The 18981-nt window shown below is 72.4% G+C and carries 17 protein-coding genes and 1 pseudogene; 12 read left to right on the top strand and 6 right to left on the bottom strand.

Features of this window, described 5'->3' with window-relative positions; genetic code table 11:
- Positions 1-108 precede the first annotated feature (108 nt).
- The 5 genes from aroH (at position 109) to der (ending at position 4564) form a co-directional block, all read left to right on the top strand.
- Complete coding sequence (aroH, locus tag DEJ47_RS07620) at positions 109-471, top strand: chorismate mutase (protein ID WP_150166190.1); 363 nt, start codon at positions 109-111, stop codon at positions 469-471.
- On the top strand, positions 468-1553 hold the full coding sequence (locus DEJ47_RS07615; RefSeq protein WP_150166188.1) for a prephenate dehydrogenase: 1086 nt from the start codon (positions 468-470) through the stop codon (positions 1551-1553). Before aroH ends, DEJ47_RS07615 begins: the two co-directional genes overlap by 4 nt.
- 111 nt (positions 1554-1664) lie before the next feature.
- Positions 1665-2360 (top strand): (d)CMP kinase, encoded by a 696-nt coding sequence (cmk, locus tag DEJ47_RS07610; RefSeq protein WP_150166186.1) that lies wholly within the window; start codon positions 1665-1667, stop codon positions 2358-2360.
- Between the two features lie 56 nt (positions 2361-2416).
- A complete protein-coding gene (locus tag DEJ47_RS07605; RefSeq protein ID WP_202456546.1) occupies positions 2417-3004 on the top strand; it encodes a lysophospholipid acyltransferase family protein in 588 nt (195 codons plus the stop codon).
- An 81-nt stretch (positions 3005-3085) separates the two neighbouring features.
- On the top strand, positions 3086-4564 hold the full coding sequence (gene der, locus DEJ47_RS07600) for a ribosome biogenesis GTPase Der (RefSeq protein WP_150166182.1): 1479 nt from the start codon (positions 3086-3088) through the stop codon (positions 4562-4564).
- A gap of 99 nt (positions 4565-4663) precedes the next feature.
- On the opposite strand, the gene DEJ47_RS07595 is transcribed toward der, so the two are convergent.
- Together DEJ47_RS07595 and DEJ47_RS07590 are read right to left on the bottom strand one after the other, a co-directional pair.
- Positions 4664-4960: a hypothetical protein gene (locus tag DEJ47_RS07595; protein WP_202456539.1), complete on the bottom strand. Its 297-nt coding sequence runs from the start codon at positions 4958-4960 to the stop codon at positions 4664-4666.
- 175 nt (positions 4961-5135) lie between these two features.
- A complete protein-coding gene (locus DEJ47_RS07590; RefSeq protein WP_150166178.1) occupies positions 5136-5918 on the bottom strand; it encodes a hypothetical protein in 783 nt (260 codons plus the stop codon).
- A 524-nt stretch (positions 5919-6442) separates the two neighbouring features.
- Here DEJ47_RS07590 and DEJ47_RS07585 point away from each other — a divergent pair.
- Together DEJ47_RS07585 and DEJ47_RS07580 are read left to right on the top strand one after the other, a co-directional pair.
- Positions 6443-7057, top strand: a complete 615-nt coding sequence (locus tag DEJ47_RS07585) for a transglycosylase family protein (protein WP_150166176.1) — start codon at positions 6443-6445, stop codon at positions 7055-7057.
- Between the two features lie 122 nt (positions 7058-7179).
- Entirely contained in the window at positions 7180-7704 is a 525-nt protein-coding gene (locus tag DEJ47_RS07580; protein ID WP_398338747.1) for a transglycosylase family protein, read from the top strand.
- Here DEJ47_RS07580 and DEJ47_RS07575 read toward each other — a convergent pair.
- From DEJ47_RS07575 to DEJ47_RS07565, 3 genes are read right to left on the bottom strand one after another with little or no spacing between them, the layout of a single operon-like run.
- Positions 7670-8371 (bottom strand): ATP-binding cassette domain-containing protein, encoded by a 702-nt coding sequence (locus DEJ47_RS07575; RefSeq protein WP_150166172.1) that lies wholly within the window; start codon positions 8369-8371, stop codon positions 7670-7672. The genes DEJ47_RS07580 and DEJ47_RS07575 overlap by 35 nt on opposite strands.
- Entirely contained in the window at positions 8372-11056 is a 2685-nt protein-coding gene (locus DEJ47_RS07570) for an ABC transporter permease subunit (RefSeq protein ID WP_150166169.1), read from the bottom strand.
- A gap of 4 nt (positions 11057-11060) precedes the next feature.
- Positions 11061-11594 carry a hypothetical protein gene (locus tag DEJ47_RS07565; RefSeq protein ID WP_150175484.1) on the bottom strand — a complete coding sequence of 178 codons (534 nt, stop codon included), beginning with the start codon at positions 11592-11594 and terminating at the stop codon, positions 11061-11063.
- A 146-nt stretch (positions 11595-11740) separates the two neighbouring features.
- Between DEJ47_RS07565 and DEJ47_RS07560 the strand changes: the two genes are divergently transcribed.
- The 5 genes from DEJ47_RS07560 to DEJ47_RS07540 all read left to right on the top strand — a co-directional run bounded on the left by DEJ47_RS07560 (position 11741) and on the right by DEJ47_RS07540 (position 17003).
- Entirely contained in the window at positions 11741-12316 is a 576-nt protein-coding gene (locus DEJ47_RS07560; RefSeq protein WP_190415322.1) for a hypothetical protein, read from the top strand.
- Positions 12291-13583: an ABC transporter substrate-binding protein gene (locus DEJ47_RS07555; protein ID WP_150166167.1), complete on the top strand. Its 1293-nt coding sequence runs from the start codon at positions 12291-12293 to the stop codon at positions 13581-13583. Before DEJ47_RS07560 ends, DEJ47_RS07555 begins: the two co-directional genes overlap by 26 nt.
- A gap of 163 nt (positions 13584-13746) precedes the next feature.
- Complete coding sequence (locus DEJ47_RS07550; protein ID WP_150166165.1) at positions 13747-15009, top strand: glycosyltransferase family 4 protein; 1263 nt, start codon at positions 13747-13749, stop codon at positions 15007-15009.
- Complete coding sequence (locus DEJ47_RS07545; RefSeq protein WP_150166163.1) at positions 15006-15899, top strand: hypothetical protein; 894 nt, start codon at positions 15006-15008, stop codon at positions 15897-15899. The genes DEJ47_RS07550 and DEJ47_RS07545 overlap by 4 nt, the downstream gene beginning before the upstream one ends.
- Positions 15900-15926: 27 nt before the next feature.
- Positions 15927-17003, top strand: a complete 1077-nt coding sequence (locus tag DEJ47_RS07540) for a helix-turn-helix transcriptional regulator (RefSeq protein WP_150166161.1) — start codon at positions 15927-15929, stop codon at positions 17001-17003.
- A 43-nt stretch (positions 17004-17046) separates the two neighbouring features.
- On the opposite strand, the pseudogene ctaD reads toward DEJ47_RS07540, so the two are convergent.
- Positions 17047-18576: pseudogene (gene ctaD / locus DEJ47_RS07535) on the bottom strand (cytochrome c oxidase subunit I); the annotation flags it as partial.
- Between the last annotated feature and the right edge of the window lie 405 nt (positions 18577-18981).

The raw sequence follows: 18981 nt of genomic DNA, 5'->3' as shown, positions 1-18981 counted from the left end.
AGGGTCCGGGCCGCCCGTCTCGGCAGACGGGCGCCGCGCGCCTCCGTGCCGGACGCTGGATACGCTTGACGCTCATCCAAGGCGTACGTGGGCAAGAGGGGCAGTGACGTGGCGGTACGAGCGGTCCGGGGCGCCGTCCAGCTGGAGCGGGACGAGGCCGGGCACATGGCCGAGCAGGTCGGCGCGCTCCTCACCGCCGTCCTGGAGCGGAACGGTCTGACGCGGGAGGACCTGATCAGCATCTGGTTCACGGCGACACCGGACCTGCACTGCGACTTCCCCGCGGCCGCCGCCCGCGGACTCGGCATCGTCGACGTACCGCTGATCTGCGCGCAGGAACTGGACGTCGAGGGCGCCATGCCCCGCGTCGTCCGCGTACTCGCGCACATCGACACCGACCGGGCCCGCTCCGAGATCACCCACGTGTACCTCGGCGCCGCGGCCGCACTCCGCAAGGACATCGCCCAGTGAGAACCGCCCTCGTCATCGGCACCGGCCTGATCGGCACCTCCGCAGCCCTGGCCCTCGCCTCCCGCGGCGTCGCCGTTCACCTCGCCGACCACGACCCCGAGCAGGCCCGCACCGCCGCCGCGCTCGGCGCGGGCACGGACGAGGCGCCCGCGGGCGCCGTCGACCTCTGCGTCGTCGCCGTACCGCCCGCGCACGTCGCCACCTCGCTCGCCGACGCGATGGGCCGCGGGGTCGCGCGCGCCTACCTCGACGTGGCGAGCGTCAAGGGCGGACCGCGCCGCGAGCTGGAGGCGCTCGGCCTCGACCTCACCCCGTACATCGGCACGCACCCCATGTCCGGACGCGAGCGCAGCGGCCCGCTGGCCGCCACCGCCGACCTCTTCGAGGGCCGGCCCTGGGTGCTCACGCCGACCCGGGACACCGACACCGAGGTGCTCAACCTCGCCCTGGAGCTCGTCGCCCTCTGCCGGGCCGTGCCCGTCGTCATGGACGCCGACGCCCACGACCGGGCGGTCGCCCTCGTCTCGCACATGCCGCACCTGGTCTCCAGCATGGTCGCGGCCCGCCTGGAGCACGCCGAGGAGTCCGCGGTACGCCTCTGCGGCCAGGGTATCCGCGACGTCACGCGGATCGCCGCGTCCGACCCGCGGATGTGGATCGACATCCTCTCCGCCAACCCGGGACCGGTCGCCGACCTGCTCGCGGACGTCGCCGCCGACCTCGACGAGACGGTGACGGCGCTGCGCGCGCTGCAGTCCGCCGACGGCTCGAAGTTCGCCGAGGGCGCCGCCGGGGTCGAGAGCATGCTGCGCCGCGGCAACGCGGGACAGGTCAGGGTGCCCGGCAAGCACGGCGCCGCTCCGGCCGCGTACGAGATCGTCGCGGTGCTCATCAACGACCAGCCGGGCCAGCTGGCGCGCATCTTCGCCGACGCGGACAGTGCGGGCGTCAACATCGAGGACGTCCGCATCGAGCACGCGACCGGGCAGCAGGCCGGTCTGGTGCAGCTCATGGTCGAGCCGAGGTCCGTGCCGGTGCTGACGGCGGCGCTGCGGGAGCGGGGCTGGTCGATCCGGCAGTAGCGGGCCCGTGCGGGGGCTGTCGGGGCAGCGTGTGCGAGCCAGTAACCTTGTGCGGGGCGCGTTCGCGCCCGCCTCCCTGGCCCGCGTCATGCGAAAGGTGCCCACAGCCCCGTGGAAACAGCCGAAACCGCCGCCCCGGCAGCCGTGATCGTCGCCATCGACGGACCGTCCGGCACGGGCAAGTCGAGCACCTCGAAGGCTGTCGCCGCCCAGCTCGGCCTCAGCTACCTGGACACCGGTGCCCAGTACCGGGCCATCACCTGGTGGATGGTGCACCACGGCATCGACCTGACCGACCCGACCGCCATCGCGGCCGTGGCGGGCAAGCCCGAGATCGTCTCGGGCACCGACCCGGCCGCCCCGACCATCACGGTCGACGGCACGGACGTCGCCGGGCCGATCCGCACCACCGACGTCACCTCGAAGGTCAGCGCGGTCAGCGCCGTCCCCGAGGTCCGCACCCGCATCACCGAGCTGCAGCGCACCATCGCGGTCTCGGCAGAGAAGGGCATCGTCGTCGAGGGCCGTGACATCGGCACGACCGTGCTGCCCGACGCCGACCTGAAGATCTTCCTCACCGCGTCGCCCGAGGCGCGCGCCGCCCGCCGCTCCGGCGAGCTGAAGGGCGCCGACATCAAGGCGACCCAGGAAGCGCTGATCAAGCGGGACGCGGCCGACTCCAGCCGCAAGACGTCCCCGCTGGCCAAGGCGGACGACGCCGTCGAGGTCGACACGACCGAGCTCACGCTCCAGCAGGTCATCGAGTGCGTCGTCACCCTTGTCGAGGAGAAGCGGGCCGGCAAGTGACAGAGGGTGCTTCCGAGCGGGGCGCGGAGGTCGGCCGCCGGATCGGCGTCGGCCTCATGTACGGCCTGTGGAAGCCGCGGGTGCTCGGCGCCTGGCGGGTGCCCGCGAGCGGCCCCGTCATCCTGGCCGTCAACCACGCGCACAACGTCGACGGCCCGATGGTCATGGGCGTCGCGCCCCGGCCCACGCACTTCCTGATCAAGAAGGAAGCGTTCATCGGGCCCCTCGGCTCCTTCCTGCACGGGATCGGCCAGCTGAAGGTGGACCGCTCGGTCGCCGACCGCACGGCCATCACGCGGGCGCTCGGCGTCCTGGAGCAGGGCGGTGTCCTGGGCATCTTCCCGGAGGGCACGCGGGGCGAGGGCGACTTCGCGTCGCTGCGGGCCGGGCTCGCGTACTTCGCCGTGCGGGGCGGCGCCCCGATCGTGCCGGTCGCGGTGCTGGGAAGCACCGAGCGTCCTGGACGGTTGATAAAGCAGCTGCCCCCGCTCCGCAGCCGGGTCGACGTCGTCTTCGGGGACCCCTTCGACGCGGGCGACGGCAGCGGCCGCCGCACACGCAAGGCGCTCGACGAGGCGACCGTCCGCATCCAGGAGCGGCTCACCGGCCACCTGGAAAACGCCAGGCGCCTGACCGGGCGCTGAGCGAGACTTATCAAGTAGTGCGCAGGACCGACATGAGGCCGGTGCACCGATCACCACGATGAACGACGAGGTACGGACTTCATGAACGACCAGATCCAGCCCGAGGGCGACGGCTTCGCCGAGCACGACCACGGGGCGCTCGGCGACGCCGAGTACGCACAGTTCATGGAGCTCGCCGCCGAAGAGGGCTTCGACATCGAGGACGTCGAGGGCGCCATCGAGGAGGCGGGCCACGGCCCGCTGCCCGTCCTCGCCGTCATCGGCCGCCCCAATGTCGGCAAGTCGACTCTGGTGAACCGCATCATCGGCCGCCGCGAGGCCGTCGTGGAGGACCGCCCCGGCGTGACCCGCGACCGCGTCACCTATGAGGCCGAGTGGTCGGGCCGCCGCTTCAAGCTCGTCGACACCGGCGGCTGGGAGCAGGACGTGCTCGGCATCGACGCGTCCGTCGCCGCCCAGGCGGAGTACGCGATCGAGGCGGCGGACGCCGTGGTCTTCGTCGTCGACGCCACGGTCGGCGCCACCGACACGGACGAGGCCGTCGTGCGCCTGCTCCGCAAGTCCGGCAAGCCCGTCGTGCTCTGCGCCAACAAGGTCGACGGCCCCTCCGGCGAGGCCGACGCCACCGCCCTGTGGTCCCTCGGCCTCGGCGAGCCGCACCCGATCTCCGCGCTGCACGGCCGCGGCACCGGCGACATGCTGGACGCCGTCCTGGAGGCGCTGCCCGAGGCGCCCGCGCAGACCTTCGGCACGGCCATCGGCGGCCCGCGCCGCATCGCGCTCATCGGCCGCCCGAACGTCGGCAAGTCCTCGCTGCTCAACAAGGTGGCCAACGAGGACCGCGTGGTCGTCAACGAGCTGGCGGGCACCACCCGCGACCCGGTCGACGAGCTCATCGAGCTGGGCGGCGTGACCTGGAAGTTCGTCGACACGGCGGGCATCCGCAAGCGCGTCCACCTCCAGCAGGGCGCGGACTACTACGCCTCGCTGCGCACCGCCGCCGCCGTCGAGAAGGCGGAGGTCGCGGTGATCCTCATCGACGCCTCCGAGACCATCTCGGTCCAGGACCAGCGCATCGTGACGATGGCCGTCGAGGCGGGCCGCGCCATCGTCGTCGCGTACAACAAGTGGGACACCCTCGACGAGGAGCGCCGCTACTACCTGGAGCGGGAGATCGAGACCGAGCTCGGCCAGGTCGCCTGGGCGCCGCGCGTCAACGTGTCGGCGGCCACCGGGCGCCACATGGAGAAGCTGGTCCCGGCGATCGAGACGGCCCTGGAGGGCTGGGAGACGCGCGTGCCGACCGGCCGCCTGAACGCGTTCCTCGGCGAGATCGTCGCCTCGCACCCGCACCCGGTCCGCGGCGGCAAGCAGCCCCGCATCCTCTTCGGCACGCAGGCAGGCACCAAGCCGCCGCGGTTCGTCTTCTTCGCCTCCGGCTTCATCGAGGCGGGCTACCGCCGCTTCCTGGAGCGCCGTCTGCGTGAGGAGTTCGGCTTCGAGGGCACGCCGATCCACATCTCGGTGCGGGTGCGCGAGAAGCGCGGCCGCAAGAAGTAACGCGAAAAGACGACGCGCCCGCGCACGCGTCGTACACAGACCGGTGCCCGGCCCCCCGTCGTGGGGAGGCCGGGCATTCGGCTGTCCGGGCGGAGGCGCTCAGCGCTCGCGGCGCGGGCCGGGCGGCAGCGCCGCGGGGACCTGGTAGTGGCTTGTGCCGTGGTGCTCGTACTGACCGTGGCGCGCCATGTGGAACGGGCTGTAACGGGAGTCGTGCCGTCCGTCGGAGCGGTGCTGCGCGCCGTACGGCCCCTGCGCGAAGGCGGTGAACCCCAGATCCTCCTCGCCGCTGCGGTCGCCCGGCAGGGCCCGGAAGGCCCTGAGGTACTCCGAGTACAGCGCGTCGTAGATGGGTGTGGCCGAGTGGTGGCCCGTCGAGTCCTGTGCGGTGCGCATGGACGGGATGGGGCTCTGGTACGCCGGCCGGTGGCGGGAGGGGTCGTATGGATGCACGTATGTGCCAACGAAACGGGCGCTCCCCGGATGCGGGGGCCGCACCTGTTTCCCCGTCCGGCACCAGGGTGACCGGTGCGTTCGGGGTGCGGGGCGGCCCCCGCGGGCGGTCGGCCGCTCAGGTTCCGGCGAGCGGCAGCGCGCTCGCGACGAGACGGCCGTGGGTCGCCGCCTTGTCCAGCGCGTCCCGCAGCATGTCCTCGCGGGGCTGCCGGCCGATGGAGCCGACGGGGGCGGCGAAGAGCAGCACGGTCTGGGTCTTGTTGGCCGCGGTCCGCCAGTCCTCGGTGACCTGGAGCGGATGGTGCGCCTGCCACCAGGCGACGGGGGAGCCGCCGTTGGTGCCGGGCTGCAGGATGGCGTGCAGCTGGCCCATGGCGAGCAGCACCGACCAGCCGGGCAGCGCGGGCGGCACGGTGTCGAGGGAGGCGGCGGGCGTGAAGCCCTGCTCGACCAGGAGCGACAGGAACTCGTCGCCGCCGCCGGGCGCGCTGCCGGGGCGGGCGATGGCCCCGGTCGGCTCCACGACGAGGGCGGGGCGCAGCTCGCCCTCGATCAGGACGAGGCCGCTGGTCACGCCGAGCACGGCCTGGCTGGGCGCCGCGTCGTCCGCCGTGGCGCCGTCGTCGCCGGTGATCGAACGGACGGCGCCCTGCAGCTGCTCCTCGGTGACCGTGACGATCTGCGAGGGCAGGCAGGTGGCGTGGGCGAAGGCGAGCACGGCCGTCTCGTCGCCGACGAACAGGACGGTGCTGGTGCGCTCCTGTTCCGCGTCGCCGGGGGTGCGGCAGGACGTGCAGTCGTAGCTGCCCGGGGTGTTGTCTCCGGCGAGCAGCCGGTCGGCTTCTTCGTCGCCGATCTCGGCGCGTACGTCGTCGCTGACGTCCAGCATGCGCGGCACGGGGGGCTCCTCGGAATCGTCATCTGGGGTGCATGGGGAGGGTGTGACGGGCCGGACCGTGTCCGGCTCATAAGGACTCAACGGCGGATCAGTGGCGCAAGTCACGCACGAAGGCGAACGGAATCGAACCATCCGCAGCGGAGGGTGAAACGGGCGGCGGAATGTGTCACTCCGCGCCAACAGGTGCTGGATGCACGGAGGTTGAGCCGGTGAGCCGGGTCACAGATCGCCGATGGGGGAGGTCAATAAATCCGCATATCAGCCCATGAAGTGGGTGGCGTGAACTTGCTGATACCGGGGGTAACGCCCAACTGGCCTGGAATGACAAGGACTTGGTTGATACGGGGCGGAAGGGCTCCTAGATTCCACCGCCGTGTGCAGCGAGCACCGCTCGGGTACGTCCGCCGGTCGCATCAGCCAGCTCCAGCACCGACACCGGCGGGCGGGGCCGGCCGGACCCCGGCGCCGGATGCGTGAGGGGCCGCACGGCCAGGGGGAGCCCGGGTCCTGCGAGAGGGAGATCCATGTCCGCACGTCCCAAGAGCACGCGCACCATGGCAGTGATCGGAGGGGCCGCGCTCCTGGCCCCGCTGACCCTGCTCGCCGCGACCGGCCGGGCCGGAGCCGCGGATGGCGGAGTGTGGGACCGCATCGCACGGTGCGAGAGCGGCGGAAACTGGCAGACCAACACGGGCAACGGCTACTACGGCGGGCTGCAGTTCTCCGCCGGTACGTGGCGTGCCTACGGCGGCGGGGCCTACGCGCCGACCGCCGACAGGGCGTCGAAGGCGCAGCAGATCGCCGTCGCCGCCAAGGTGCAGCGGGCGCAGGGGTGGGGTGCGTGGCCCACCTGCGCGGCACGGGCCGGGGCCTGCGGAAACGCCCCGTCCGCCGCGGCGCCGGTGCCCAAGGCGGCGAAACCCGCACCCAGGGCCGCGAAGTCTGTGCCCCAGGCCGGCGGGACCGCCGACCGCTCCGACCGGGGGGCCTCGCGCGGCTACACCGTCCGGCAGGGCGACACCCTCAGCCTCGTCGCGGCCCGGCACGGGACGCACTGGCAGCGGGTGTACGCGGCCAACCGGCAGGTCATCGGCGGTGACCCGAACATGATCGTGCCGGGGCAGCGGCTGAGCCTCTGATCGGATCGTCCGACCGGGTGGAGCAGGCTCCGCGGCGGCGCGGCAGGTCCTGGGCCCGCCGCGGGGCTGCCTAGCGTGACCCGATGCACCTGAAGTCGATTCAGCTTGTCAGGTCCTTGTCCGTGTCCGCGGTCGTCGGCGCGATCCTTGCGGTAGCGCTGCCCGCGGGCGCCGCGTACGGCACCGCGAAGCCGTACGACTGCTCCCTGGACAAGGGCCCGTGGCACTGCCTCGCCGAGTGCGAGAGCAACGGGCGATGGCAGACCAACACGGGCAACGGCTTCTACGGAGGACTGCAGTTCTGGCAGCCCACCTGGGAGGAGTACGGCGGGCTCAAGTACGCGCCGCGCGCCGACCTCGCCACCCGGGAGGAGCAGATCAAGGTCGCCGAGAAGGTGTTGCACACCCAGGGCTGGAAGGCATGGCCCGCCTGCTCCAAGGCGGTCGGCATCGAGCGGTTCGACCGCCGCGTCCACACGGTGAAGCCGGGCGAGACGCTCAGCTCGATCGCCCGCCGCCACGACGTGAAGGGAGGCTGGCAGACCCTGTACAAGACCAACCGGGACAAGGTCGGGAGCCGTCCCGAACGGCTCGCCGTCGGCACGCTCCTCGTCATTCCGGGGCGTACGGCGACCGGGCGGGGCTGAATTCTCCGGGCCCCCCGCCGAACTCCTTCGGTTCCCCGCTGAACGCGACCGCGCCCCGGCGCAGTTCGTGCACGACTGCCGCCCGGCCCGCGCCTTCCCGCAGGCCGGGCGGCAACCGCTGTTCGGCGAGGACCACGCAGGCGTCGAGGCCCCACAGGAGGGCGTACGTGCGGGCGGCCACGGCGGGCGACATGCCCAGGGTCGGCTCATCCAGGAGGATGACTCCGGCGTCCGACAGGAGTGCCCTGGAGATCGCCAGCATGCGTTGCTCGCCTCCCGAGAGGGTGCCCGCGCGGCGGGACAGGAGGGGGCGCAGCTCGGGGTAGGCGTCCAGCGCGCGGGCGGGGTTGTTCGTGGGGTGGGCGAGGGCGAGGTTCTCCGCGACGGTCAGGGAGGGGAACACGGCGGCCCGGTCCGGTACGAAGCAGAGGCCCTGGGCGGCGCGTTCGTGGGCGGGCCGGTGTGTGATGTCCCGTCCGTCGCGGACGACGGCGCCGGACGAGAGCGGGACCGTGCCGGCGAGGGCGCGCAGAGCGGTGGTCCGGCCTGCGCCGTTGCGGCCGAGGAGGACGGTGAGGGCGGCGGCGGGGGCGGCCAGCGTGATGCCGTGCAGGGCTTCCAGGGGGCCGTAGTGGACGCGGGCGCCGCGCAGTTCGATGCCGCGCATTCAGTGCGCCTCTTCCAGTACCTGGTCCGCGGGGCCGCTCGTCACGATGCGGCCCGCCGCCATCACGTGCACGGTGTCGGCGAGGCCCGCCACGAGGTCGAGGTCGTGCTCGACGACGAGGAGCGCCATGCCGTCGGCGGCGAGCGCGCGCAGGAGTGTGGCCAGAGCCGCGACCTCGGCCGCGTCCAGGCCCGCGGCCGGCTCGTCCAGGAGGAGGGTGTGGGGGTCGCCCGCGAGAGCTCTGGCCAGTTCCGTGCGTCTGAGGGTGCCGGTGGAGAGGTCGGTGGCGGGATGGGTGTGGAGGGTCATGAGGTCCAGGAGGCGGAGGGCTTGGGTGACGGCGGTGCGGCGGCGGTTCCTGTCAGCGCCCACCTGGACGTTCTCCGCGATCGTCAGGGACGGGAAGACGGCCAGTTGCTGGAACGTGCGGGCCATCCCGGCGCGGGTGCGGGCGTGTGCGGGAAGCGTGGTGATGTCGCGGGTGCCGAGCGTGATGCGTCCGGAGACGGGGCGGAGGGTTCCCGCGAGGCAGTGGAAGAGCGTGCTCTTGCCCGCGCCGTTGGGGCCCACTATCGCGGTCACGTGTCCTGGGGGGACGCTGAGACTGACGTCGTGCAGAGCGGTGAAGCCGTCGTAGGTGAGGGTGAGGTGCTGAGCGTTGAGGGTGCCGCCCTCGCGCGGGGCCCGTTTCGGGTGCGGGGCCGCGGGGGTGTCCGCGTGCTCGCCATCCCCGCGGTGGGGCCCGTTTGTATGGGCTCGGTCATCGGAGCCACTGTGCCGCGCTCGCAGAAACCGCCACGTCCCCTTACGCCGGTTCGGCGGCTGCGGGACGGCGGGGGCCGAGCGCACGGACTCGCGGGCCCTCATGCCTGCCGGGGTCAGGCGTGGGGTGCGGATGAAGTGGCGCGTCGCTGCGCGCAGCGCCTCGTAGGGGCCGCCCGGGAAGCGGCCCGTCAGGATGGCCAGGAGACCTATCAGGGCCGCTGCCGAGCCGCCTCGCGTTCCCGCGTCCAGGCCCACCAGGAGCGCTGCCGCCGTCAGCGCACCGAGCACGCTGTCCGAGCCGAGGACGATGATCGCGGCGAACCACAGCAGGCCGCGCACGGGGTCGTACGCCCCCGAGTCGAACGCCCGTTGGCCCATCGCGAGCATGCCGCCGCCGAGTGCCGCGAGCGCCGCCCCGGTCACGAACGCCGTGAGTTTGAGGGCCGGTACCGGCACGCCGGCTGCCGCCGCGCCCGCCTCGTGGTCCCGCATCGCCGCGAGCGCCCGGCCCGTGCGACCCCTGCGCAGCGCGACGACCAGGAGCAGCGAGGCGGTGAGGAGGGCCAGTTCCAGGACGTAGTACGTGCGGTCGCTCGTGAAGCCCGCGGGGCGGCCCAGGGTTAGGCCCGACGTCGCGTACGGCTGGGTGAAGACGAAGCGGCTGACGCCCACGCCCACCGCGAACGTGGCGAGGGCCAGGGCCAGGCCGTGGCGGCTGATCGCGGGCCAGCCGGTGAGCAGGCCGAGGGGTGCGACCAGGAGGACCGCAACGGCGAGAGCGGGCAGGTGGGGGAGTTCGGGGAGGCCGGGGAAGCGGCCCGCCGTGAGCAGGGCGGTGAAGAGGGCGCCCAGGCCCGCGTACGCCGCCTGCCCGAGCGAGATCTGGCCGCCCCTGCCCGTGACGACCACCAGCGAGAGCAGGATCACCGCGAGCGCCGGGACCTGGACCGCCGTCGTCAGGTCGGAACCGGCGAAGCCGAGCGGGATGAGGAAGAGCACGGCCGCCACGGTCCAGGCCCCCGGCGGCGTGGGGACGCGGGCCGTCGCCGTGCGGGGCAGGGCGTCCTTTGAGCCGATGCCGGGCAGGAACAGCGCCGCGACCAGCAGGGCGATCACGAAGAGGTTCGCGCCCGCGGTCTGGAGGAGCTGCTCCGGCAGACCGCCCGGGTGCAGACGCGTCAACTGGCTCTGGGCCACGCCCAGGCAGAGGGCGGCCGCCACGGCGATCGGCAGACTGCGCATGCCGGCGACCACGGCGACCGCCACCACTTCCATGACGAGGAGCGGCATGCCGTACGGGTCGAGACGTACGTAGGGGGCGAGCAGGACGCCTGTGAGGCCCGCGGTGAAGGAGCCGAAGGCCCAGCCCGCCGCGGCCACCCGGTCCGCGTCGATGCCGGAGAGCACGGCGAGGCGGCGGTTGTCGACGACCGCGCGCAGCTCGCCGCCGAAGCGCGTCCAGCGGGTCAGCGCGCCCACCGCGGCGGCGAGGGCGACGGCCGCGCCCAACTGGGCCCAGGGCTCCGCCGGGACGAGTTCGGGCGCGTCGTCGCGGGCTCCGGGGCCCCAGAGGAGGGCCGCCCCGCCGACGAGCAGGACGAAGACGCCGATGGAGGCCACCAAGGTGCGTGCCGGGTCCCCGCCGAGCACCGCGAGGGGGCGGAACACCGCCCGGTCCAGGAGCAGGCCGATGCCGGGGGCGAGCAGGAGGAGAGTGACCGACGCGGCCAGGGGGAGCGGCCAGTGCCATTCGACGGTCAGCTGGCGCAGGACGTAGGCGCAGAGCATCGCCACCGCGCCGTGCGCGAAGTTGAGGACGCCGGTCGCGCGGTGGGTGACGATCAGCCCGATGCCGGTGAGGGCCGCCGCGCTGCCGACCGAGAGCCCGGCCAGGGTGAGGTCGTAGCTCAGGGACGCCACCGGGTCAGGGCTCCGGGGCGGGGGAGGGCGGTGGGCCTTCGGGTTCCGGAGGGCGTTCCGGTTCGCAGATCGGGCAGGGCGCGAGGGCCTGTGCGGAGAGGACCGTGGCGTCCGCGGGGACCGCCTCCGGCTTCCCCGCGACCAGCGGGCAGTCCGCGCGGTGCCAGAGCGTGCCGCCGGGGACCATGAGGGGTGTGCCGTCGGCCGTGGTGCGGGTTCGTTCCGGGGGCGCGGGCGGCTCCGTCGTGACCAGCAGCCCGTACAACTCCTCGACGCGCGCCGCCGCGAGGACGCTCCTGCCGTGCGTGAGCAGCAGCGTGCCCGCGACGATCAGCGCGGCGCCCGGCACCGTGCAGGACGCGAGGTAGGGCAGCTGCCGCTCGGCGAACCGTTCCCCGGAGACGCCGTACCAGCCGAGCACGCACAGCACCGCGCCGACGGCGAGCGACGCGAACGCCGCCCACAGCATGGGGTGCAGGGCCCGCAGGCGTGCCGTGCCGGACGCACCGGCCGTCCGAGCTGTCCGATCCGCCCGCATCGAGGCCCCCTGGGACACGTCGTCGGTCACATCAGTAACGTCGGTGGGCTGTCCATGTCAGCCGATGGCTTGCACTATGCCTTCTGGAAGCCGACGCTGAAAGCTCCGGGCCCGCACGGCCCGGACCGATACCCGGTGGTGACCAGATGGTTCTCGGGATCAGCCCCAGGCGGGGGACGCACCAAGGGCGGGGCAGTGCCCGGAGCGCGGCGCTGGCGGCCGCCGCGGTCCTGCTGATCGGACCGGCCGCCGCGGCCTGCGGCGACGACAGCGGGGGCGGGGACGGACCGACGCCGCCCGAGCCGTCCGTGGAGAAGACCACCGAGCCGTCCGACGACGGCGGCGGGTCCGCGTCCGCTCCCGCCGATCCGGCGGCGGCGGAGAAAGAGGTCACGGAGAACTGGGAGAAGTTCTTCGACCCGAAGACGTCGCTGAAGGAGAAGGAGACCGTCCTGGAGAACGGTCCCGAGATGCGCGACGTCCTGGAGAGCTTCAGCGGCGACGAGCGCGGCAAGCAGGTCGCGGCGGACGTGACCGAGGTCGCGTTCGGCTCGGCGACGGAGGCGGACGTGACGTACGCGCTGACGCTGAAGGGCGCCACGGCGCTGCCCGACGCCTCGGGGACGGCCGTCAACCAGGACGACACCTGGAAGGTCTCCGTCAAGACCCTCTGCGCCCTGGTGAAGTTGAGCGGCAATGAGTCGCCGGGTCCCGGCTGCTGAGACGCTGCTCGTCGTCGCGGTCCTGCTGGCGGGCGCGGCCTGCGGGAGCCGGCTGCCCGAGAGCGACTTCGAGCGGCGCGGCACGGCGCCCGCACCGGCCGGGGGAGCGCCGGTCAGGGTCGGCATCATCACGAGCGCGACCAGTCCGGTCGGCGGCGCAGCGTTCACCGGGCCGCGCGACGGGGCCAAGGCCTACTTCGACCGGCTGAACGCGCGGGGCGGCATCGAGGGGCGCAGGGTCGAGGTGCGCACCTGCGACGACGGCGGCAGCGGCGTCGGCAACAACGACTGCGTGCACCGGCTCGTCGAGGAGCAGAAGGTCGCCGCGCTCGTCGCCACCTCGTCCCTGGACTATGCGGGCGCGGCCCGCGTCTCGCGTGCCGGCGTGCCCGACATCGGGGGACAGCCCATCGGGGCTGCGTACGAGACGTATCCGCACCTGTACGGGATCTACGGCAGCCTCGCGCCGCGCGACGGGAAGCCGGGCTGGGACGGCGAGCTGTACGGCGGGACCGAGGTCTACCGCTACTTCAAGCGGGAGCAGGGCGCGCGGACCGCGGCCGTCGTCTCCTACAACCAGGCCGCCTCCGCCGCGTACGCCCGGCTCGTCACCCGGGGCCTGCGGGCCGAGGGCTACAAGGTGGTCACCGAACAGGTCGACTTCGCGCTCCCCAACTTCCGCGCCGCCGCGGCCGACCTCAAGGAACAGGGCGCCGACCTGGTCTTCGACGCGATGGACACGCACGGCAACGCCCGGCTGTGCGAGGCGATGGACGATGTCGGCGCGAAGGTCACCGCCAAGGTCACCAACGTGCAGAACTGGACCTCGTCCGTCGGCGACGACTACAAGGACGCGCCCCGCTGCCGCAACGCCCTGTGGGCCACCGGGTCGAGCAGGAACTACGAGGACACCGGGCACCCGGCCGTGCGCGAGTTCCGCGCGGCCCTGCGCGGCAAGGCGCTTTCCCAGTGGCACCTGGAGGGCTGGGCCGCCGCCATGTGGTTCACCGACGCAGCGAAGTCCTGCCTGAGCGGTGGCGGCGGCGACGTCACGCGCGCGTGCGTGGACGCTTTCATGAACCGGAACAAGCCGTATTCGGCGCGGGGGCTGCTGATTCCCGTGACGTACGAGCACCGGGCGGAGCCGCCGACGACCCGCAGGACGTGTCTGTCCGTGGCGCGCTGGCGGGACGGTGAGGGATGGGTCACACAGGGTGACATGAACGAACAATGTTTCGACGTACCGCAGCTCGCGTACCAGCCTTGATGCACGGGACCGTGAAAAGGTTCCCATCCGTGGCTACCGATCACGCATCTGTTCGGAAACAAGATGGTGAGGAAACCCAACCCTTGGCCAGGAATCCCCGTCTAACCCTGCGGTAGGCGGACGAGGGGGACTGTCCGCATGGAAGCGCGGAATACGGGGACGCATGCACATCTCTTTCCTCATACACAACGCGTACGGGATCGGAGGGACGATCCGGACGACGTACAACTTGGCGAACACGCTGGCCCAGCAGCACGACGTCGAGGTCGTATCCGTCTTCCGGCACCGTGACGAGCCAGTCTTCGCGCCTGACCAGCGCGTCCGACTGAGCCACCTCGTCGACCTGCGCAAGGACACGGCCGGCTACGAGGGGGACGACCCCGAGCACCTGCGCCCCGCCCGGACGTTCCCCAGCGCCGAGGGCCGCTACAAGCAGTACAGCGCGCTGACCGACCGGCGCATCGCCGCCCACCTCGCGGGCGTCGAGGCGGACGTCGTCATCGGCACCCGGCCCGGTCTCAACGTGCACCTCGCCCGCCAGACCGCGCGCGGGCCGCTGCGCGTGGGCCAGGAGCACCTCACGCTCGACAGCCACAGCAAGGAACTGCGCCGCCAGCTCCGCAGCGTCTACCCCCGCCTCGACGTCCTGACCACGACGACCGAGGCCGACGCCCGCGCGTACACCCGCAAGATGCGGCTGCCCGGCGTACACGTCCAGGCCGTGCCGAATCCCGTCCCCGCGCCCGGCATCGAGCCCGCCGACGGCTCCCACAAGTGGGTCGTCGCGGCGGGCCGCCTCGCCCCTGTCAAGCGGTACGACCTGCTGATCAGGGCCTTCGACAAGGTGCGGCGCGAGCGCCCCGACTGGCGGCTGCGGATCTACGGAGGCGGCAAGCAGAAGGACAAGCTGCGCGCCCTGATCGACGAGCTCGGCCTGTACAACCACGTCTTCCTCATGGGCCCCGCCCACCCGATCGAGCCCGAGTGGGCCAAGGGCTCGATCGCCGCCGTCACCTCCAGCCTGGAGTCCTTCGGCATGACGATCGTCGAGGCGATGCGCTGCGGACTGCCCGTCGTCGCCACCGACTGCCCGCACGGCCCCGGCGAGATCATCTCCAACGGCGTCGACGGCCGGCTCGTCGAGGTCGGCAACGCCGACGCCATCGCCCGCGGACTGCTCGAACTGATCAACAACGACTCGCTGCGGCAGCAGATGGCGGGCGCGGCGCTGCAGGACTCCGAGCGCTTCGACCCGGAACGCATCGCCGAGCGCTACGACACCATGTTCACCGGGATGCTCGCCCGGGGGAGCTCGGTGGGGGGCCGGATGCGCGGCACCCTGCACCGCACGCGCGGCGCGCTGCTCGGGGGCGCGTACGCCGTGCGGGACCTCGGCCGGGCACAGACGAAGGGATCGACCGCATGACGGCCTTGGCCACCTCGCAGGCGGCGCACGCCGGGGACGACCAGGAGGCGTCGGGGGCGCCGCGTGCCGACTGCATCGCGGACTCCGCCGGGGGACTCACGTTCGACGTCACCGACACCGCCGAGCCGGGCACGGAGGCCGTCGCACACCTCGTGCTGCGCCTGCGCGACGCCGACTCCGGCGAGGACACCGAGAGCACCGTACGGCTGCCGCTGACCCCGTCGGGCGACGGCAGGCTGCGGGCCGCGCTGCCCAGCAGCGTCGAGCTCGCCGAAGGCCGCTGGAACGCGTACGCGCAGGTCGCGGGCGGCGAGCCGCGCCGCCTCATGCCGGGCGTCAACGACCTGCGCTCTCTGGTCGACCGCGCGCCGAGCGGCAGCCGCGGCCACGTCGCGGTCCGCATCCCGTACGCGACGAAGCAGGGCAACCTCTCGGTGCGCAGCTGGCTGCGCGCCCCGCACGCGGAGACCGGCGAGATAGAGATATCCGGCACCGCCATGACCGTCCGGGGCCGGGTGTACGGCACCGCCCTCGCCGACACCGGATACGTCGAGGCCGTCCGGCGCGACGAGAAGGACGCCGTCCGGCGGGCCGAGATCACCGCGGACGGGCCCGAGTTCTCCTTCGCGCTGCCCTACGGCCCGCTCGCCGACCGCGGAGCGGGCCCCTGGGACCTGTGGCTGCGCCCCGTCGGCGAGAGCGGCCCGCGCGTGCGTCTCGCCCGGCTCCTGGACGACGTCCCGGACAAGAAGGCGATCTTCACGTACCCGGTCGTGCCGTGCGTGACGGAGGAGCACGGCACGCTGGAGGCGGGCCCGTACTACACGCTCGACAACGACCTGTCCGTGCGGGTCCGCGAGACGGCCGCGGGGAAGGGGGCGGGCGCGTAGGGCCCTCCCACCGGCACAATCACGTCCATGTTGGAGACCTCGGCACGCCTGCTCCGCCTGCTCTCCCTGCTGCAGGCCCATCGTGAATGGTCGGGCGCGGACCTCGCCGAACGGCTCGGCGTCACCCCGCGCACGGTCCGGCGCGACGTGGACCGGCTGCGGGAGCTCGGTTACCCCGTGAACGCGAGCCCCGGCACCGGGGGCGGCTACCAGCTCGGCGCGGGGGCCGAGCTGCCGCCGCTGCTCCTCGACGACGACGAGGCCGTCGCCGTCGCCGTGGGGCTGCGCACCGCCGCCGGGCAGGGCGTCGAGGGCATCGGCGAGAGCTCGGTCCGTGCGCTCTCCAAACTCGAACAGGTGCTGCCGAACCGGCTGCGCCGCCGCGTCGGCGCCCTCAACGCGTTCACCGTGCCGCTGCTGCGCGCCCCGCGGCGGGACGGCGTCGACCCGGCGGTCCTCACCGAACTCGCCGACCTCTGCCGGGACTCGGAGCGGCTGCGCTTCGACTACCGGGACCACGGCGGCAGTTCGAGCCGCAGGACGGTCGAGCCGCACCGCCTGGTCTGCACCGAGCGCCGCTGGTACCTGGTGGCCTGGGACCTCGACCGCGAGGACTGGCGCACGTTCCGCGCGGACCGCATCGACCCGAGGCCGCCGCACGGCCCCCGCTTCACGCCCCGCACCCCGCCGGCCGAGGATCTCGCCGCCTACGTCGCGCAAGGCCTCTCCACGCGCGCGTACGCCGCACACGCCGTCGTCCGTCTCCTCGTCCCCGCGGAGGAGGCGGCCCAGCGGCTCTCGCCGGCCGACGGCACCCTGGAGGCCGAGACCGCGCGGACCTGTCTGCTGCGCACGGGCGCGACGAGCCTGGACGTGATGGTCTTCCACGTGCTGTTCCTGGGCATGGAGTTCGAGGTCGTCGAGCCCTTGGAGCTCGCCGACCGGATCAGGTCGGCGAGGGACCTCCTGAGCCGGGCCCTGGACCGGGGTGCTCGGTCTGCGGATCCTGACGCGGCCGGTCCTGGTCCCGCGCCTCGAACGCCGCGTACTCGGGATGGTGCAGGTCGAACGCCGGGGACTCGGAGCGGACCCGGGGCAGCGTGACGAAGTTGTGCCGGGGCGGCGGGCAGGAGGTCGCCCACTCCAGGGAGCGGCCGAAGCCCCACGGGTCGTCGACCTCGACCTTCCGGCCGTACTTGGCGGTCTTCCAGACGTTGTAGAGGAACGGCAGTGTCGACATGCCGAGCAGGAACGCGCCGATGGACGAGACGGTGTTGAGCACCGTGAAGCCGTCCGCCGCCAGGTAGTCCGCGTACCGCCGCGGCATGCCCTCGGCGCCCAGCCAGTGCTGGACGAGGAACGTCGTGTGGAAGCCGATGAAGAGCGTCCAGAAGTGGATCTTCCCGAGCCGTTCGTCGAGCATCTTGCCGGTCAGCTTCGGCCACCAGAAGTAGAAGCCGCCGAAGGTCGCGAAGACGACGGTGCCGAACACGACGTAGTGGAAGTGCGCGACGACGAAGTACGTGTCGGTGACGTGGAAGTCGATGGGCGGCGAGGCGAGCAGAACACCGGTGAGACCGCCGAAGAGGAAGCTCACCAGGAACCCGACCGACCACAGCATGGGTGTCTCGAAGGACAGTGAGCCCTTGAGCATCGTGCCCGTCCAGTTGAAGAACTTCACGCCCGTCGGGACGGCGATGAGGAAGGACATGAAGGAGAAGAAGGGCAGCAGGACCGCGCCGGTGGCGAACATGTGGTGCGCCCAGACGACCACGGAGAGACCGGTGATGGCCATCGTCGCGCCGACCAGCGGCAGATAGCCGAAGATCGGCTTCCGGCTGAAGACGGGGATGATCTCGGTGACGATGCCGAAGAACGGCAGCGCGATGATGTAGACCTCGGGATGCCCGAAGAACCAGAAGAGGTGCTGCCACAGCAGCGCACCGCCGTTCTCCGAGGCGAAGACGAGCGAGTGGAAGCGCCGGTCCGCCTCCAGGACGAGCAGCGCCGCGGCGAGCACGGGGAACGCGATCAGCACCAGGATCGAGGTGAACAGGACGTTCCAGGTGAAGACGGGCATCCGGAACATCGTCATGCCGGGCGCCCGCATGCCGATGATGGTGGTCACGAAGTTGACCGCGCCGAGGATCGTGCCGAAGCCGGAGAGCGCGAGCCCCATGATCCACAGGTCGGCGCCGATGCCCGGCGACCGCTCCATGCTGTTGAGCGGGGCGTACGCGAACCAGCCGAACGCCGCGGGCCCGCTCGGCACGAGGAGCGAGCCGAGGACCATCAGGCCGCCGAAGAGGAACAGCCAGTACGAGAGCATGTTCAGCCGCGGGAAGGCGACGTCGGGCGAGCCGATCTGCAGCGGCATGATCTCGTTGGCGAACCCCGCGAACGTCGGTGTCGCGAAGAGCAGCAGCATGATCGTGCCGTGCATGGTGAAGGCCTGGTTGAACTCCTCGTTGCTCATCAGCTGCAACCCGGGGCGGGCCAGTTCGGCCCGCATGAGCAGGGCGAGCGCGCCGGCGATGAGGAAGAAGACGAACGACGTGATCAGGTAGAGGTGCCCGATCTTCTTGTGGTCCGTGGTCGTCAGCCAGTCCACGACGATCCGGCCGGGACGACGGTCCCGCACCGGTTGTTCGGCCGCCCGCGCCGTCTCGGTCCCCATCGCCCGCCCCTCCGCCCTGGCGTCCCGGACCCCGCCCGAAGCCGCCCGTCCGAAGCTGTTCGAAGCCCACCCATGATGCTCGCGTCGCCGCGGCTCCGACAGGGGGCAAGCCGGAATGGCGAATTCCTCCACACTTCGTCACCTCCCGCGCGGGGGCCGGGATTCGGAAAAGCGGGCGTCCGGAAAAGCGCGTGACGAGGGGGCGCGATCTTATTCGGACCGGTCTTTTCCGGGCGTATGGGAGAACCCTTCCGAGTGACGTCCGGACACTCGCGAATTACACCTGTACAAGTACGGAACCGCCCATACGTGTGACGGAGTTCGACCAAAACGCGCGTCGTGATCCTGTGACGAAAGCGTGACCGGAGAGGTATCGGTGACGCATGGTGTGCGTCTTCAGGGCCC

Source organism: Streptomyces venezuelae (assembly GCF_008642355.1).
Lineage (GTDB): Bacteria > Actinomycetota > Actinomycetes > Streptomycetales > Streptomycetaceae > Streptomyces > Streptomyces venezuelae_B.
The sequence above is the reverse complement of the archived record's forward strand: the minus strand, read 5'-3'. Positions and strand labels throughout refer to the sequence as shown.